The sequence below is a fragment of the Burkholderia sp. WTPI3 genome, assembly GCF_021483755.1.
Classification (GTDB): domain Bacteria; phylum Pseudomonadota; class Gammaproteobacteria; order Burkholderiales; family Burkholderiaceae; genus Burkholderia.
This window is the reverse complement of record NZ_JAGIXF010000005.1, coordinates 68,117-83,975: the sequence shown is the minus strand read 5'-3', so window position 1 is coordinate 83,975 and position 15,859 is coordinate 68,117. Positions and strand designations below refer to the sequence as shown.

Sequence of the window (15,859 nt, the reverse complement as noted above, 5' to 3'; positions counted from 1 at the left end):
AATGGAAGCCGGGGCGGAAAATGCCGGCGGAACGAGGGGGGCGACGGCGGGGGAGCGTGCTGGATCGTGTGTCGGCGAGGCTTGCCGGGTTACGCGAACACCGTGGATCGTGCGACGTCGCGCCTTGCATTTTTCTCGGTAAATCAACGGGATGCCGACGGGTTCGCAACGCGCTGCGACCGCCGCCCGATAGTAACGCGCATAACGAATCGCCCGTCAGCGCTCCGCCGGAAACCGGTCCTGCAACGCATGCAGCCAGCGCGCGACGACTTCGAGCTCCTCGTCGGAAAACCCGTCGCACAGCTTGCCGTTGAGTTCGCGCAGCAGCACGCGTGCGCGCTTGAGCGCCGCGTGACCTTCGTCGGTCAGGAACAGGCGCGTCGCCCGCCCGTCGTCCGAATCCGCGTGACGCGCGAGCAAGCCGGCTTTCGCCATCCGGTCCGCGAGCCCCGTCATCGCGGACGGCGCCAGTTGCAGCGCTGCGCCGACTTCGCCGATCAGCGCGCCGTCCTGCTTCGCGAGACAGAACAGCACGCCGGCCTGCGCGGCGCTCGCCCGCGTATCGGTCTCGGCCTGGCGGTCGATCCAGCGCTGCACGCGCCGCTGGCCGATGTTCAACAGGAAAAACAGTCGTCGGTCTTCGCTCAAGCTCGGTTCCCGGTAGCAATGGAAAGGGATGGGCGATCCGCGGCGCGTGACGCATCGAGCACCTGCGCGAGCCAGTCGGCGACACCGGGCCATAGCACTGTGCCGGGCCGGCTGCGAAAGAAACCCATGTGCCCGACCGGTCCGCTGCCTGCCGCGAGCGGATCGATCTGGCGGCGTTCGACGGCCGCCCGGGTCAGGTAGCTTACCAGCAGGTCGATCGCGCGCGGGTTTGCCCACGGATCGTCGTCGAAGCCGAGCGCGAGGATCGGCAACTGCTGTTTCCCGAAACGCTCGGCGGCGCCCAGCGTCGGATCGTCGAAGAAGTAGCGCGGCAGCGTGGTCCAGTGGCTCCATTCGCGGAACACGCCGGCCGGCAAGTCCTCGCCGAGCCCGAGCCGCTTGCCGGGCACGTAGCCGAGCAGCGCGGACGCGAGCGGACCGGCCACGCGCAGGATCAGCCGCACCTTCAGGCGCTCCGCCGCGCGCGAAATCAGTCGCGTACTGCCCGCATGCGCGGCGACGAGCACGGCCGCGCGCAGATGCGCGGTGCCGGCCGACAGCCCGATCGCATGTCCGCCGACGCTATGACCGACGGCCAGCAGCGGCAGCCCGCCGTACGCTTGCCGCGCCCACGCGGTGGCGGCGCCGACATCGAGCTCGACCCAGTCGCGCATCCGGGCCTGCAACGCGCTCAGGCGCGCGGGACGCGATGCGCCGATGCCGCGATAGTTGTAGGTCAGCGCCGCGAACCCGCGCTCGGTCAGGAAGCGTGCGAAGCCCGCGTACAACCGTTCCGGAACGGCCGTGGCCGGATGAATCAGCACGAGCGCGCGCGGCGCGGCGTCCGGCGACCACAGCGTGCCGCGCAGCGTATAGCCGTCGGCGGCGGCAAATTCGATGGGTTCGGATGTCATGACGGCCCTCATTCGGTGGGTTATTTCGCATGCGAAATATAGTCCGGGATTTATTTCGCACACGAAATATCTATCGAGGATTCATTCGAACGGCGCGTCGCGAAGTGCGTCGCATGGCCTCTGCCGTGATCGGCAATTCATAAAATATTTGCATCTTTGTATATCAGAATATTGCGTTTGTATCATGATGAGGATCGACGTATCTTCATCGGTTCCATCCCGTCCGCCGGCCATCGTGCGCGGCGGACAACCGGGCGCCGCCGTCGCGCGGCAGCCTGCCAACCTCCGGGGAGATCACGTTGTTGAGCCGAATCGTCACGGCGCTCCTGCTCGCGCTTGCCGCGCAGCCGGGCCTCGCGAAAGACACCGTCACGCTGCGCGTCGGTGAACAGAATTACTTCAACATCCAGGCGTCGATGGAGGCGTCCGGCGTGCTGAAGGACCTGCCTTACACGATCGAGTGGAAACACTTCCAGGCCGCCGCGCCCGTCGCCGAGAGCCTGAACGGCAACGCGATCGACCTCGGCTTTCTCGGCGATTCCGCGCTGCTCACGCTGGCCGCGCGCGGCGCGCCGGTGAAGGTCGTCGCGGTGTCGCGGCAGAGTCTCGACGGCGTCGCGATCCTCGTGCCGAAAAATTCGCCGGTGCGCACCGTCGCCGACCTGCAGGGCAAGACCGTCGCGGTCTGGCGCGGCGCGTGGAGCCAGCAGCTGGTGCTGCGCGCGCTCGAACACGCGGGCCTGCGCGCGGATTCCGTCAAGTACGCGTACCTGATGCCGATCGACGCGACCAATGCGCTCGCGAACGGCTCGGTCGATGCCGTGTCGCTGTGGGAGCCGTTCGTCAGCACGCTCGCCCTGCGGCAGGGCGCGCGGCCCGTGACGACCGCGCAAGGACTGATGCCCGCGCTGAGCTTCATCGCGGCGAACGAGCAGGCGGCTACGGCCAGGCGCGCGGAAATCACGGATTTCCTGAAGCGCGTGGTTGCCGCGCGCCAGTGGGTCGACAGCCATCCGCGCGAGTACGCGGACCTGTGGGCGAAGCGCGCGAAGCTCGAACCCGACGTCGCGTATCGCTGGCTCAACAACGCGCATCAGCGCGTGGGTCCGGTCGACGAGACGGCGGCGAAGGATGCGCAGAACACGGCCGATTTCCTGCACAAGGCAGGCGTGATTCCGGCTGCTTACGACACGTCGAAGCTGCTCGACCGCTCGTATGCGGGCGCGTTCGCGGCGCCGGCGCAAAAGACGGCCGCCGCACAGTGACCGTGCCGCCGTGCCGCGCCGGCCGGCGGCGCACGGCGGGTTCGCGATCCCGGCCATTGTTCCGGCCATTTCCGGTCGACAACCAGAAGGACACTCCGACATGCCCGTCGACATCATCGGCATGATCACCGCGACACCTGGCGCGGAGGTCGACGTACCGGGCGGCGTCGCCGTCCAGCCCGACTACGTGCGGCGCTTCGCGCACGCACACGAAACGGCCGGCTTCGACCAGATCCTGGTCGGCCATTTCAGCAACGCGGCGGACGGCTTCGTCGTCGCATCGTTCGCGGCCGCCGCGACCGAACGCATCCGCATCCTGCTGGCGCACCGGCCGGGCGTGATCGTGCCGTCGGCCGCCGCGCGACAGATCGCGACGCTCGACGTATTCAGCGGCGGGCGGCTCGCGCTGAACGTCGTATCGGGCGGCGACGACGCCGATCTGCAGCGCGACGGCGACTTCGTGCCGCACGACGCGCGCTACCGCCGCACCGGCGAATATCTCGACGTGCTGAAGCGCATCTGGCTGGCCGACACGCCGGTCGACCACGACGGCGAGTTCTACCGGATCCGCGGCGCGTCGCCGCTCGTGAAAGGCACGCAGCGTCCGCACGTGCCGATCTACTTCGGCGGGTCGTCGCCGGCCGCGCTGGCCGTCGCGGGGCAGCACGCCGACGTCTACATGACGTGGGGCGAACCGCTCGCATCGGTGCGCGAGCAGATCGCGCGCGTGCGGGCCGCTGCCGCGCCGTTCGGGCGCGCGCCGCGCATCAGCGTGTCGTTTCGCCCCATCGTCGCGGACACCGAAGCCGCTGCATGGGAGAAGGCCGAGGCGATCCGCGCGCGCGTGCGGGCGGCCCGGCTCGCGAACGGCCAGCCGATCGACGGGCATGCACCGCAGAATGCGGGTTCGCAACGATTGATGGCCGCGGCCGCGCAGGGTGACGTGCTCGACGAGCGGTTATGGATGGGCGTCGCGAACCTGACGGGCGCGCGCTGGAATTCGACCGCGCTCGTCGGCACGCCCGAACAGGTCGCGCGGGCGCTCGGCGCGTACTACCGGCTCGGCGTGTCGACGTTCCTGATTCGCGGTTTCGATCCGCTCGACGACGCGCTCGATTACGGGCGCAAGCTGATTCCGGCGATCCACGCGCACGTTGCCGAGCTCGACCGGTACGATGCGGCGGTGACCGCGTAGACAAAAACGGCTGCTACCGCGATTCGCCCCGGCATTTCCGTTGCGGAGGGCCGGGGCGATTTCGTTTCGGGCGTCGTCACGGCGGTGACTCGGTCCATCGCATCAGAACGACGGCAAGCCGGGCGGGTTCGTTTCCGCACGCGTAATCGCCTCGCTCTGCAACCCCCAGCGCGCGAGCGCCTGCCCGTAGCGGCCGTTGCCGATCAGCGCGTTCGTCGCGAGCGTGAGCGCCGGCGCGAGCCCGCTGCCGCGGCGCGTCGCGATCGCGACGTCCGCGGTTGCAGGCCAGCCCGCGTTGACGACGCCGACCCGCCGGATCTTGCCGTCGCGCGCGGCCTCGTACGCCAGCGATGCGTTCGGGTTCAGCTCGGCATCGGCGCGGCCCGACAGCAGCGCGACGCGCGACGCCGCATCGTCGTCGAAATAGAGCAGTTCGGTCGCCTTCAGCCCTTGCGCGACGTTGCGCCGGCTCCATTCGAGCAGGATGCGCTCCTGGCTCGTGCCGGCGCCCGTGATGATGCGCAAGCCGGCGATGTCCTTCGGCCCGTCGATCTTCGCGATCGGGCTGGCCGTTCGGACGTAGAAGCCATGCAGCCCGAGCCGGTAGGTCGTGAAGTCGTATTTCTCCTTGCGCTTCTCGGTCACGCCGACGTTCGAGATCACCGCATCGTACTTGCCGGACGTGAGGCCCAGCGGCCAGTCGGCCCATGCGATCGGCAGCAGTACGAGCGTGCGGCCGAGAGTATCGGCGACCAGTTGCGCATAGTCGGGATCGGCGCCGACCACGGTGCGGGCGTCGGTCGCATAGGTCGACACGGGCGGCGCATGCGGTGCGATCGCGACCGTGAACGCGCCGTCGCGCACCCAGCGGTAGCCGCTGGCTGCGCGAATCGCCGCGTCGTCGCGGGACGCGCGGATCCGGCCGGCCTGGCGCGGATCGAGGTCCGCCGTCGCGGCGGCGGCATCCGCCGCATGCCAGCGCAGGCCGGCAGCCGCGGCCAGCGCGGCGGTCATGAAGTGGCGTCGGTCGATCATCGTGCGGTGTCCCTGAAGTCGTGAGCGGCGTGCATCACAGCACCCGCGACAGGAATGCGCGCGTGCGCGCATGGGCGGGGGCGTCGAGCACGGCGGCGGGCGGCCCCGACTCGACGATGCGGCCGCGCTCCATGAACAGCACATTGTCCGCGACTTCGCGCGCGAAGCCGATCTCGTGCGTGACGATCACGAGCGTGGTGCCGGAGCGGGCCAATTCCTTGATCACGTCGAGCACTTCGTTCACGAGTTCCGGATCGAGCGCCGACGTCGGCTCGTCGAACAGCAGCACCTTCGGCCGCAACGCGAGCGCCCGCGCGATCGCGACGCGCTGCTGCTGGCCGCCCGACAACTGGCGCGGGTACGCATCGGCCTTGTCCGCGAGTCCGACGCGCGCGAGCAGCGTGCGCGCGGTGCGTTCGGCGGCATCGCGCGTAGCGCCGGCAACCGCAATCGGCGCCTCGATCAGGTTCTCGAGCACCGTCAGGTGCGGGAACAGGTTGAAGTTCTGGAATACCATGCCGACCGCCGTGCGCCGCTTCAGCACGTCGCGTTCCTTCAACTCGTGCAGCACGTCGCCGTCGCGGCGATAGCCGATCAGCTCGCCGTCGATGTCGATGAAGCCGGCGTCGACGCGTTCGAGGTGGTTGATCGTGCGCAGCAGCGTCGACTTGCCGGAGCCGGACGGCCCGACGATCACCGTCACACTGCCGCGCGGCGCAACGAACGACACGTTGTCGAGCACGCGCTGCATGCCGAACTGCTTCGACACGTTGTGCACGACGACTTCGCCGCCGGTGCGCGCCGACAGCGGCGCCACCGATGCGTCGGCGGTGGCGCCGTGAGCCGGCACGGCAGCCGCCGCACGCCGCCATAGCGCGCTGACGCGCGCCAGCACGAACGTCAGTGCCGACGGCGGCGGGTTGCGCAGCGCGCCGCGCGCATAGTGGCGCTCGACCTGCACCTGGATCGCCGACAGCACGGTCAGGATGATCAGATACCAGACGGTCGCGACCATCAGCAGCGGAATCACGTCGAGATTGCGGCGATAGATCACCTGCACCGTGTAGAACAGCTCCGGCATCGCGAGCACATAGACCATCGACGTGCCTTTCGCCAGCGTGATCAGGTCGTTGAACGCGGTCGGCAGGATCGCGCGCATCGCCTGCGGCAGCACGATCCGCGACGTCTGGCGGCCGCGCGGCAGGCCGAGTGCGGCCGCGGCTTCGAGCTGCCCCTGGTCGACCGCGAGAATGCCGCCGCGGATCACTTCCGCGGAAAACGCCGCGTGGTTCAGCGTGAGGCCGAGCACGGCCGCGAAAAACGGACTGATCAGGTCGGTGGTCGGCGTGTCGAACCACACGATGTCGGTGAACGGCACGCCGATCCGCACGTGTTCGTACAGGTAGCCGAGGTTGTTCAGGATCAGCAGCAGCACGATTAGCGGAATCGACCGGAACAGCCAGACGAAGGTCCACGCGCTCGCCGAGAGCAGGCGCGAGCGCGACAGCCGGGCCAGCGCGACGAACGCGCCGAGCGCGAAGCCGAACACCGCGCCGAGCAGCGTCAGCACCAGCGTGCGCGCGAGTCCGGACAGTACCGGCGGCGACAGGAACCATTCGGCGAACACCGGCCAGCCCCATTGCGGGTTGCCGAGGATCGAATGCAGCGCAAGCGCGATCAGCACGAGCGCGAGCACCGTGCCGGCCGTGCGGGACCGGTGGCGGGCCGGCACGATGCGCAGGTGCGTGCCGGCGTCGCGCGCGCCGGGGGAAGAGAGCGGCGGCATTGCGCCGCCGAAGTGGGTCGTGTCGCTCATGTCGGTGAATGTCCTCGAGTCGGTCGGGAGCGCGCCGCGCAAGGCGACGCGGCGGCATCAGGCGTGCGCTTCGGCCGCGTTGTCCTGTATTTGCGCTGCGTTGTGCGCCGCATGGCGGCTCGCCTTGCGCGGCAGGCCGAGGTGATCGCGCAACGTGCTGCCCGGCAAGTCGCGGCTGTAGCGGCCGCGCGCCTCGAGCACCGGGATCACCTGTTCGATGAAATCGTCGACGCCCTGAGCCTGCACCGCGAAGCCGAGGATGAAGCCGTCGCCTGCGCCCGCATCGTGCCAGCGGATCAGTTCGTCGGCGACGTGCTCCGCCGTGCCGATGAAGTTCGGGCGCGGCGTCGCGACGGCGAGCGCCGTCTCGCGCAACGTCAGGTTCTGGCGCTTCGCGTCGGCCTTGATCCGGTCGGTAGTCGAGCGGAAGCTGTTGCGGCCGATATCGCCGAGTTCCGGGAACGGTGCATCGAGCGCGTATTGCGTGAAATCGTGGTGATCGAAATAGCGGCCCAGATACGCGAGCGCCTCGTCGATCGTCAGCAGGTTGCGGATCGCCTGGTATTTGTCCTCCGCTTCGGCCGCCGTGCGGCCGACGATTGGCCCGATGCCGGGGAATACCTTCACGTCGCCGGGCTGCCGCCCGTGCCCGACCGCGCTTTGCTTCACGCGCCGCGTGAACGCGGCCGTTTCGTCGAGCGACGGCGAATGCGTGAACACCGCGTCCGCGTATTTGCCCGCGAGCCCGATGCCGGTGTCGGACGAGCCGGCCTGGAAGATCACCGGCTGGCCCTGCGGCGAGCGCTGGATGTTCAGCGGGCCCGCGACCTGGAAGAAGCGGCCGTGATGGTCGAGCGTATGGAGCTTGTCGCGATCGAAGAAGCGTCCGGTCGCGCGATCGCGCACGAATGCGTCGTCGTCCCAGCTGTCCCACAGCCCCTGCACGACGTCGAGGTATTCGTCGGCGATCTCGTAGCGCAACGCGTGATCTGGATGCGCCTTGCCGAAATTCTTCGCGGTGCCTTCGAGCGGCGTCGTCACGACGTTCCAGCCCGCGCGCCCGCCGCTGATCGTGTCGAGCGACGCGAGCTGGCGCGCAACCGTGAACGGCTCGCTGTACGACGTCGAGATCGTGCCGGCGAGGCCGATCTTCTTCGTCGCGACCGCGAGCGCCGACAGCACGGTCAGCGGCTCGAAGCGGTTCAGGAAGTGCGGGATCGACTTCTCGTTGATGTAGAGGCCGTCCGCGACGAACGCGAACGCGATGCCGGCGGCTTCCGCCTTGCGCGCGACGCCGATCGCGAAGTCGAGGTTGATGCTCGCGTCCGGCGGGTTGCTCGGGTGCCGCCACGCGTTCATGTGGCTGCCTGCGCCTTGCAGCATCAGGCCGAAGGGAATCGGTCGTCGGGTCGTCATGGGAGCGTTACGCGTTATGGTCGGGGAAAAGTCTTGCCCAGCAATGAAAGCGAATAAGACATGGTGTTCGACGTTCCTGAGCAAGCGGGAAGGGGCGGCGCTCAGCTCTTCGGCAGGCCCGGCGGGTTCGTGCGTGACTGGTCGATCGCTTCGGACGCAAGGTTCCAGCGGTCGAGCACCTGCTGGTAGCGGCCGTTCCTGATCTGCGCGTTCAGCGCGACGGTCAGCGGATCGGCGAGCCCGCTGCCGCGGCGCGTCGCGATCGCGATGTCGGCCGTGCGGGGCCAGCCGCCGCTGATCGCGCCGACCAGCCGCGTCTTGCCTTGCTGCGCGCTCTGGTACGCGAGCACCGAATTCACGCTGAACACCGCGTCCGCGCGGCCCGACTGCACGGCGACGATCCGCATCGCCTGGTCGTCGTAGTACTGGATCTGCACCGGCTTCAGGCCGTGCGCGACGTTCTCGCGGTCCCAGGCGAGCAGGATCTTTTCCTGGTTGGTGCCGGCGTCGGTCACGATGCGCAGCCCCGCGACGTCCTTCGGCTCGCGGATCGACCGGATCTTGCTGTCGTTGCGCACGTAGAAGCCGACCTGATCCTTGCGGTAGGTCGAGAAATCGAACTTCTGCTTGCGTTCCTCGGTGACGGTGACGTTCGAGATCACCGCGTCGACTTTCCCCGACTCGAGCGCGAGCGGCCAGTCGGCCCATGCGAGCGGCACGATCTTCAGCTTGCGGCCGAGGCTGTCGGATACGAGCTGGCCGACGTCCGCGTCGAAGCCGACCACGGTGCGCGCGTCGGTCGCATACGTGCTGATCGGCGGCAGGCTCGGCGCGATGCCGATCGTCAGCGTGCCGGCTTCGGCGAACCTGAACGACGCGGGGACCGCGCGCTCGACGGCTGCATCGGCCTTGCCGCGCGGGCGGGTGAACTGCTCGGGGCTCAGGTCGAACGTGGCGGCGGCCGCGGCGATCGCGGTCAGGCCGATCAGGGCGGCGGCCAGCGTGCGGGCTGCACGCGGCGTGAACGGTATGGCTCGTGGCATGAAGTCGTCCTGTTGTTGTCGTGTCGTACGGAGCGGGATGACGCGATGCGCTCAGCGCGGCAGCACCGCTTCGGGCAGCGGCGCCCAGAGGTCGGCGAGCGTCGATGTGCGGGACGGATCGGCGAGATCCTTGCCGAAGCGCAGGTGGAAATACGCTTCCGGGTCGATCGACGAATCGAACAGCCGCGTATAGCCGGTGCGGTCGTAGAGCGCCCATGCTTCGGGCTGGCGAAAGCCAGTGGTCAGGTACACGCGCCGATAGCCCTGCTGCGCGGCGCGCCGCTCGAGCGCGTCGACGATCACGCGTGCGAGCCCCTGGCGGCGCAGGTCCGTGCGGGTCCAGATGCGCTTGAGTTCGGCGGTCTGCGCGTCGTAGCGTTTGAAGGCGCCGCCGCCGATCGTCTCGCCGTCGCGCAGCAACAGCACGAACGCGCCTTCGGGCGGCGCGAACAGCTCGGCCGGATAGCGGGCCAGTTCGTCGCGCGCGGACGCGCGGCTGTCGGGGCGGTATGCGTCGTAGCGTGTCGCGTATTCGTCGATCAGCGCGTCGATCAGCGGCTGGGCGCGGACATCGAGCGGCGTCGTGTCGATGATGCGGTCGTTCGTGGCCATGGGCATCGCGAAGGGCGCGCGATGCGGACGTTCCTGTCGGGCTCGGGGCACATGGCCCGGCCGGTCTGTTCCGTTATCGCGACGCGGTTGTCGTGATGACGGCGGCCGGTGTGCATCCCGCGATGCATTCGGCAGGCCGCCGCCGTTTCGAACACGTTAGCGGCGCGGCCGGCAAAGGCGAACGAAGCAATTTCGATAAGGATTTCGCGAGGGGAGTCAGAAGGCTTGCAGGGAGAGGGGGGCAGGCATTCACGACCGGTGGTCGGCATTGGCGCTTGAGTGCCGGCCTGACGCTTGCGGCGATGCTTTCTACACGGCCGTGCAAGCGATGCGCGCCGAGGCCGATTACGACCGCGAACGAGATGAGTGGATCTCTCGCTATATCGACGAGCACGGTGGCGGCGCGGACGATGCAGAATACGACGCCCTGCACGCGCAAGCCCAGGCAACCCCGGAATACGCGCAGTTCGTCGATGCGGTTCGCCGGGAAGTCCTGGAATACTTCGGCGTGACCGGCGAGCAACTGGACTGGATGGTCGTGCTGCGCAATGACGACAGCGATGTGCTGTGGACGGAAGTCAACCGGCGGCGCAGCGCGCCGGGAACCTGTGAGCCGAGGATTGTCCGACGACGTTCTGTCAAAATACCCGCTTAATCCTCTTGACCGATCGCGACATGGAACTCAGACAACTACGCTATTTTCTCAGCGTCGTGGAACATGGAAGCATGGGCAAGGCAGCGCTGGAACTCGGCGTGGTGACCTCGGCATTGAGTCAGCAGATCAGCCGTCTCGAAGGCGAACTGTCCACGCGTCTGCTGCAACGCACCTCGGGCGGCGTCGTTCCGACCGACGCAGGTTTGGCGTTCTGGCGTCAGGCGCAACTCGCGCTGCGTCATATCGACGATGCCGCGATCGCTGCACGCTCAGCCCGTCTGTCGGGCCATGTCAGCGTCGGCATGGCGCCGAGCACGGCGAGCGTGCTAGGTGTCGCATTCATGCAGGCCATGCGCTCGCGCTATCCCGATGTGCGGCTGCACATGGTCGAAAGTCTCTCCGGCTATCTTGCGTCCATGCTGAGCGCGCGTCAGATCGATCTCGCCGTGCTGTTCCGTGAGGAGTCCGCGCAACGCTGGAGTGTGCTGCCGCTGCTGGACGAGCGGCTGTTCCTGATCGGCGCGGGAGATCTCGACGGCATGCCGATAAGCGCATCCGTCCGGCTGAAAAATCTCGGCAGGCTTCCGCTCGTTCTTCCCAGCGGCACGCACGGGCTGCGTTCGCTGCTGTTATCAGCATTCAGGCGCGCCGAATACGAGCCGAACATCGTCGCCGAAGTCGACGGCCTTGCACTCCTGATGGACTTCGTCCGCACCGGCATCGGCGCGACCATACAGCCTGGCGCGGCGCTCGCAAGGCCCGAGAACGTGATACTGACGAGCGTGCCCGTCGCGGATAAATACGCCACACGGCCCAACATGCTCACCAGCATCTCCGACGACGAACTGTCTCCCGCCGGTCTCGCTGCGCGCGTGGTGCTCGCCGATGTCGCCCGTCAACTGGTGCAGGAAGGCCGCTGGCCCGGCGCGCGGCTGCGGTAGCCTCGGTCTTCACAAAAAGTGAAGCCCCCTTGACGGCTGGCTGGTAGCGACGCGGGCACGAGACCTTTACGATTTGTCCAAAAGGAGACAAGTCTGATGGTCGATGTGCTCGTAATCGGAGGAGGCAATGCCGCGCTGTGCGCCGCATTGATGGCGCGCGAAGCGGGCGCCTCGGTCCTGCTTCTCGAATCCGCGCCGCGCGAATGGCGCGGCGGCAACTCGCAACACACGCGCAATCTGCGCTGCATGCACGATGCGCCGCAAGACGTGCTCGTCGATGCCTATCCTGAAGAGGAATTCTGGCAGGACCTGTTGAAAGTCACCGGCGGCATCACGAATGAGCATCTCGCGCGGCTGACGATCCGCGCGTCGTCGTCGTGCCGGCCGTGGATGCAGAAGCACGGCGTACGCTTCCAGCCGCCGCTGTCCGGCGCGCTGCACGTGGCACGCACCAACGCATTCTTCATGGGTGGCGGCAAGGCGCTCGTCAACGCGTATTACCGCAGCGCCGAAGCGCTCGGCGTCGATATCCGCTATGAAACACCCGTCGATTCGCTTGAACTCGACGGCAGCCTCTTCATCGCAGCCCGCAGCGGCAGCCAGCGCTTCGAGGCACGCGCCTGCGTGCTGGCGGCAGGCGGCTTTGAATCAAATCGCGAATGGCTGCGCGAAGCGTGGGGGCAAAACGAGCGGGGCGAATGGCCCGCCGACAACTTCCTGATTCGCGGCACGCGCTTCAACAAGGGCGTGCTCATCAAGCATATGACCGACGCCGGTGCGGACATGATCGGCGACCCGTCGCAGTCGCACTGCGTCGCCATCGATGCACGCGCGCCGCTGTATGACGGCGGCATCTGCACGCGCATCGACTGCGTGTCGCTGGGCGTCGTGGTGAATCGTGACGCCGAGCGCTTCTACGACGAAGGCGAGGATTTCTGGCCGAAGCGCTATGCAATCTGGGGACGGCTCGTTGCGCAACAACCGGGGCAGATCGGCTATTCGATCATCGACTCGAAAGCCATCGGCCGCTTCATGCCGCCGGTGTTTCCGGGCGAAAAGGCCGATACGCTGCCGGAACTCGCGCGCAAACTCGGGCTGCCGGAAGCGCGCTTCATGGAAACGCTCACGCGCTATAACGGTTCATGCCGCGACGGCACCTTCGACCACACCGCGCTCGACGACTGCCACACCGAAGGTCTTGCGCCGCCCAAGACGCACTGGGCGCGCCGCATCGAGACGCCGCCGTTTTACGGTTATGCGTTGCGGCCAGGCATCACGTTCACATATCTCGGACTCAAGACCAATGACCGCGCGCAGGTTCACTTCGGCGGCAATGCCAGTGAGAACCTGTTCGTGGCCGGTGAAATGATGGCCGGCAACGTGCTCGGCAAGGGCTATACAGCGGGCGTCGGCATGTCGATCGGCACGGCCTTCGGGCGCATTGCCGGGACGCAGGCCGCGCGCGCCGCACTCAAAACGACGGAGGCAACCAGTGCAGCAGTCTGACTCGCTCACGCCCGAACGCATGCGCACGACGTTATCGGTCGATACGAAAAAAGCGTCGCACGGCAGCACGGCGCGCGTGATCCCCATTGTGCCGATGAGCGCCGGCGAAACCGAAGTGGCACGGCAGATGCAGATCTGCAACGCCTGCCGCTATTGCGAAGGCTTCTGTGCCGTGTTCCCGGCCATGACGCGCCGCCTGGAATTCGGCAAGCCGGACGTCAACTATCTGGCGAATCTCTGCCACAACTGCGGCGCATGCTATCACGCGTGCCAATACGCGTCGCCGCACGAATTCGGCGTGAACGTGCCGAAAGCGATGGCCGAAGTCCGGCTCGAAACCTACACCGAATACGCATTTCCCGCGTCGTTCGGCGCGCTGTACAAACGCAACGGCCTGACTTTGTCGGTTGCACTGGCGGCCGGACTCGCGCTGTTTCTGCTGCTCGGTATGGCATTACACGGCGGTTTGTCGGGAGATGTCGCGCCAGCGAACTTCTACGCGATCTTCCCGCACAACCTGCTCGCGGCGATGTTTGGCATCGTTTTCCTGTTCGCCATTCTCGCGCTCGGCGTGGGTGTCACGCGCTTCTGGCGCGACGTGTCGGCAGGAACCGCGAGCGCGCCAGCCGTCGCGGAAGCGGCCAAGAACGCGCTGACCCTCAAGTATCTGGACGGCGGCCACGGCGACGGCTGCAACGAAGAGAGCGATGCCTTCACACTGGCGCGGCGCCGTTTCCATCACCTGACGTTCTACGGCTTCATGCTGTGCTTTGCGGCAACCGCAGTTGCGACGCTCTATCACTATGCATTCGGTCTGGAAGCGCCGTATCCGTTTCTGAGCGCGCCGGTGTTGCTGGGAACCGCGGGCGGCATTGGACTGATTGCGGGGTCGGCGGGACTGCTGTGGCTGAACCTGAAACGCGTTCCGGAGCGGGGCGATGCCCGTCAGCGTCCGATGGACCGCGGCTTCATCGCGCTCCTGCTTCTGACGAGCGCATCCGGTCTCGCGCTGCTCGCGCTCCGCACGACCTCGGCGATGCCGTCGCTGCTCGCGATTCATCTCGGCATCGTGATGGCGCTGTTCGCCACGCTGCCTTACGGCAAGTTCGCGCACGGCATCTTCCGCTCGGCGGCGTTGCTCAAATCGTCAGTAGAGAAGCGGCAACACAACACACCGAGCCTCAGTCCGGATTAGCAGTCGTCAGGGCGCCTTGGGCGCCCATCACTATAGACAAGAAGCAGGAGACGCAATGAACCGCACAGAATCGATCGCCGCTACGTCCGGCGTTTCGCCCATGACGAGGGCCGCCGCCGTGTTGCGCGTGACCAGCGGCAATTTCATCGAACAGTTCGATTTCTTTCTGTTCGGCTTCTACGCGACATCGATCTCGAAGATCTTTTTCCCGTCCACCAGCGAGTTCGCCTCGCTGATGCTCACCTTCGCGGTGTTCGGCGCGGGCTTTCTGATGCGTCCGCTCGGTGCGATCTTTCTCGGCGCGTACATCGACAAGGTCGGACGGCGCACCGGGCTGATCGTTACGCTGTCGATCATGGCGAGCGGCACCATTCTGATTGCCTGCGTGCCCGGGTATGCGACGATCGGCCTGCTCGCGCCGGCGCTCGTGCTGCTCGGGCGTCTGTTGCAGGGCTTCTCGGCGGGCGCGGAACTTGGCGGCGTGTCCGTCTATCTCGCGGAAATGGCGACGCCCGATAACAAGGGCTTTTACACGAGTTGGCAGTCGGCGAGCCAGCAGGTCGCCATCGTCGTGGCGGCAGCCATCGGTTACGGGCTGAACCAGTGGCTCTCCGCGCAGCAGATCGGTGCATGGGGCTGGCGCGTGCCGTTTTTCATCGGCTGCGCGATCGTGCCGTTCCTGTTCATGCTGCGCCGTTCGCTGCAGGAGACCGCAGCGTTCGAAGCGCGGCGGCATCATCCGCAGGTGCGCGAGATTCTTGCGATGCTACTCGGCAACTGGCGCACCGTTATCGGCGGCATGCTGCTGACGGCGATGACCACCACCACCTTCTATCTCATCACCGTCTATACGCCGACCTTCGGGAAGTCGGTGCTGAAGCTGTCCACCTCCGACAGCCTGGTGGTCACGCTGCTTGTGGCCGCATCGAATTTCGTCTGGCTGCCGATCGGCGGCACGATTTCCGACCGCATCGGCCGCAAGCCGGTGCTGCTCGCCATTTCCATGCTGGCGATCTTCACGGCTTATCCGGCGCTGTCCTGGCTCGCCGATGCACCAAGCTTCGCGCGCATGCTGATCGTTCTGCTGTGGTTCTCGTTCTTCTTCGGCATGTATAACGGTGCGATGGTCGCCGCGCTCACCGAAGTGATGCCGGTCGAAGTGCGCGTCGCGGGCTTCTCGCTGGCGTTCAGTCTCGCGACGGCGCTGTTCGGCGGCTTTACGCCGGCGGTATCGACCTATCTGATCCAGGTCCTGCATGACAAGGCCGCACCAGGCTACTGGCTGAGCTTCGCTGCGCTCTGCAGCTTGTGCGCGACGCTCAGGCTGTACCGTCGTCGCCCGGGCAGCAACGCGTCGGCGGCATCGTCGGCCTGATAGCGAATGCATCGGCGCGTTTACGTAACCCCGGCTTCGCACCGGGCTTTCGCTTTTTCAGCGGCGACAAGAAGGGTCGATGTGGTCCAGCTTGCGCAGCAACGCAGGCCACTCCATCTTGCCGTAGGAGCGGCGCGTCTGTGGCCGACAGCTCATGTGCCCGGAGCGCAGATTATGGGCTGAAGGCCTGTTCGACTGACCGACGAGTGGGCTTGCTTGCCGGGAATTTTTCATCTGCATGTC

The 15,859-nt window shown here is 66.9% G+C and carries 14 protein-coding genes and 1 pseudogene; 7 read left to right on the top strand and 8 right to left on the bottom strand.

The window, feature by feature from the left end:
* Window positions 1-216 precede the first annotated feature (216 nt).
* Complete coding sequence (locus J7024_RS04560) at window positions 217-648, bottom strand: MarR family winged helix-turn-helix transcriptional regulator (protein WP_124829803.1); 432 nt, start codon at window positions 646-648, stop codon at window positions 217-219.
* A complete protein-coding gene (locus tag J7024_RS04555; RefSeq protein ID WP_175769938.1) occupies window positions 645-1,562 on the bottom strand; it encodes an alpha/beta hydrolase family protein in 918 nt (305 codons plus the stop codon). The genes J7024_RS04560 and J7024_RS04555 overlap by 4 nt, the downstream gene beginning before the upstream one ends.
* A gap of 299 nt (window positions 1,563-1,861) precedes the next feature.
* Here J7024_RS04555 and J7024_RS04550 point away from each other — a divergent pair, with 299 nt between their 5' ends.
* Window positions 1,862-2,827 (top strand): ABC transporter substrate-binding protein, encoded by a 966-nt coding sequence (locus J7024_RS04550; protein ID WP_124829801.1) that lies wholly within the window; start codon window positions 1,862-1,864, stop codon window positions 2,825-2,827.
* 100 nt (window positions 2,828-2,927) lie between these two features.
* Window positions 2,928-4,022, top strand: coding sequence for an LLM class flavin-dependent oxidoreductase (locus J7024_RS04545; protein ID WP_175769940.1), 1,095 nt, complete (start codon window positions 2,928-2,930; stop codon window positions 4,020-4,022).
* Between the two features lie 102 nt (window positions 4,023-4,124).
* On the opposite strand, the gene J7024_RS04540 is transcribed toward J7024_RS04545, so the two are convergent.
* The 5 genes from J7024_RS04540 to J7024_RS04515 form a co-directional block, all read right to left on the bottom strand.
* Window positions 4,125-5,057, bottom strand: coding sequence for an ABC transporter substrate-binding protein (locus tag J7024_RS04540; protein ID WP_124829799.1), 933 nt, complete (start codon window positions 5,055-5,057; stop codon window positions 4,125-4,127).
* 34 nt (window positions 5,058-5,091) lie between these two features.
* Window positions 5,092-6,873 carry an amino acid ABC transporter permease/ATP-binding protein gene (locus tag J7024_RS37250; protein WP_327796256.1) on the bottom strand — a complete coding sequence of 594 codons (1,782 nt, stop codon included), beginning with the start codon at window positions 6,871-6,873 and terminating at the stop codon, window positions 5,092-5,094.
* Between the two features lie 57 nt (window positions 6,874-6,930).
* Window positions 6,931-8,289 carry an LLM class flavin-dependent oxidoreductase gene (locus J7024_RS04525; protein ID WP_124829797.1) on the bottom strand — a complete coding sequence of 453 codons (1,359 nt, stop codon included), beginning with the start codon at window positions 8,287-8,289 and terminating at the stop codon, window positions 6,931-6,933.
* A 101-nt stretch (window positions 8,290-8,390) separates the two neighbouring features.
* Complete coding sequence (locus tag J7024_RS04520; RefSeq protein WP_234744821.1) at window positions 8,391-9,332, bottom strand: ABC transporter substrate-binding protein; 942 nt, start codon at window positions 9,330-9,332, stop codon at window positions 8,391-8,393.
* Window positions 9,333-9,383: 51 nt separating this feature from the next.
* Entirely contained in the window at window positions 9,384-9,944 is a 561-nt protein-coding gene (locus tag J7024_RS04515; protein WP_124829795.1) for a GNAT family N-acetyltransferase, read from the bottom strand.
* Window positions 9,945-10,212: 268 nt separating this feature from the next.
* Between J7024_RS04515 and J7024_RS04510 the strand changes: the two genes are divergently transcribed.
* The 5 genes from J7024_RS04510 (at window position 10,213) to J7024_RS04490 (ending at window position 15,616) form a co-directional block, all read left to right on the top strand.
* Entirely contained in the window at window positions 10,213-10,599 is a 387-nt protein-coding gene (locus J7024_RS04510; protein ID WP_233410006.1) for an ATP-dependent protease, read from the top strand.
* A 20-nt stretch (window positions 10,600-10,619) separates the two neighbouring features.
* Complete coding sequence (locus J7024_RS04505; protein WP_124829793.1) at window positions 10,620-11,540, top strand: LysR family transcriptional regulator; 921 nt, start codon at window positions 10,620-10,622, stop codon at window positions 11,538-11,540.
* 96 nt (window positions 11,541-11,636) lie between these two features.
* Complete coding sequence (gene tcuA / locus J7024_RS04500; protein ID WP_234744820.1) at window positions 11,637-13,046, top strand: FAD-dependent tricarballylate dehydrogenase TcuA; 1,410 nt, start codon at window positions 11,637-11,639, stop codon at window positions 13,044-13,046.
* The gene (gene tcuB, locus J7024_RS04495) at window positions 13,033-14,241 is read left to right on the top strand and encodes a tricarballylate utilization 4Fe-4S protein TcuB (protein WP_124829791.1); all 1,209 of its coding nucleotides are present in this window, start codon (window positions 13,033-13,035) and stop codon (window positions 14,239-14,241) included. Before tcuA ends, tcuB begins: the two co-directional genes overlap by 14 nt.
* A gap of 55 nt (window positions 14,242-14,296) precedes the next feature.
* Entirely contained in the window at window positions 14,297-15,616 is a 1,320-nt protein-coding gene (locus tag J7024_RS04490; protein ID WP_124829790.1) for an MFS transporter, read from the top strand.
* A gap of 57 nt (window positions 15,617-15,673) precedes the next feature.
* On the opposite strand, the pseudogene J7024_RS04485 reads toward J7024_RS04490, so the two are convergent.
* Window positions 15,674-15,763, bottom strand: a pseudogene (locus J7024_RS04485) (class II aldolase/adducin family protein); the annotation flags it as partial.
* Window positions 15,764-15,859 lie beyond the last annotated feature (96 nt).

Bases quoted from the DNA above. Each gene is read 5' to 3' on its own strand.
- J7024_RS04555 (WP_175769938.1), bottom strand. From the start codon at position 1,562: ATGACATCCGAACCCATCGAATTTGCCGCCGCCGACGGCTATACGCTG.
- J7024_RS04545 (WP_175769940.1), top strand. From the start codon at position 2,928: ATGCCCGTCGACATCATCGGCATGATCACCGCGACACCTGGCGCGGAG.
- J7024_RS04540 (WP_124829799.1), bottom strand. From the start codon at position 5,057: ATGATCGACCGACGCCACTTCATGACCGCCGCGCTGGCCGCGGCTGCC.
- J7024_RS37250 (WP_327796256.1), bottom strand. From the start codon at position 6,873: ATGAGCGACACGACCCACTTCGGCGGCGCAATGCCGCCGCTCTCTTCC.
- J7024_RS04525 (WP_124829797.1), bottom strand. From the start codon at position 8,289: ATGACGACCCGACGACCGATTCCCTTCGGCCTGATGCTGCAAGGCGCA.
- J7024_RS04520 (WP_234744821.1), bottom strand. From the start codon at position 9,332: ATGCCACGAGCCATACCGTTCACGCCGCGTGCAGCCCGCACGCTGGCC.
- J7024_RS04515 (WP_124829795.1), bottom strand. From the start codon at position 9,944: ATGGCCACGAACGACCGCATCATCGACACGACGCCGCTCGATGTCCGC.
- J7024_RS04505 (WP_124829793.1), top strand. From the start codon at position 10,620: ATGGAACTCAGACAACTACGCTATTTTCTCAGCGTCGTGGAACATGGA.
- tcuA (WP_234744820.1), top strand. From the start codon at position 11,637: ATGGTCGATGTGCTCGTAATCGGAGGAGGCAATGCCGCGCTGTGCGCC.
- J7024_RS04490 (WP_124829790.1), top strand. From the start codon at position 14,297: ATGAACCGCACAGAATCGATCGCCGCTACGTCCGGCGTTTCGCCCATG.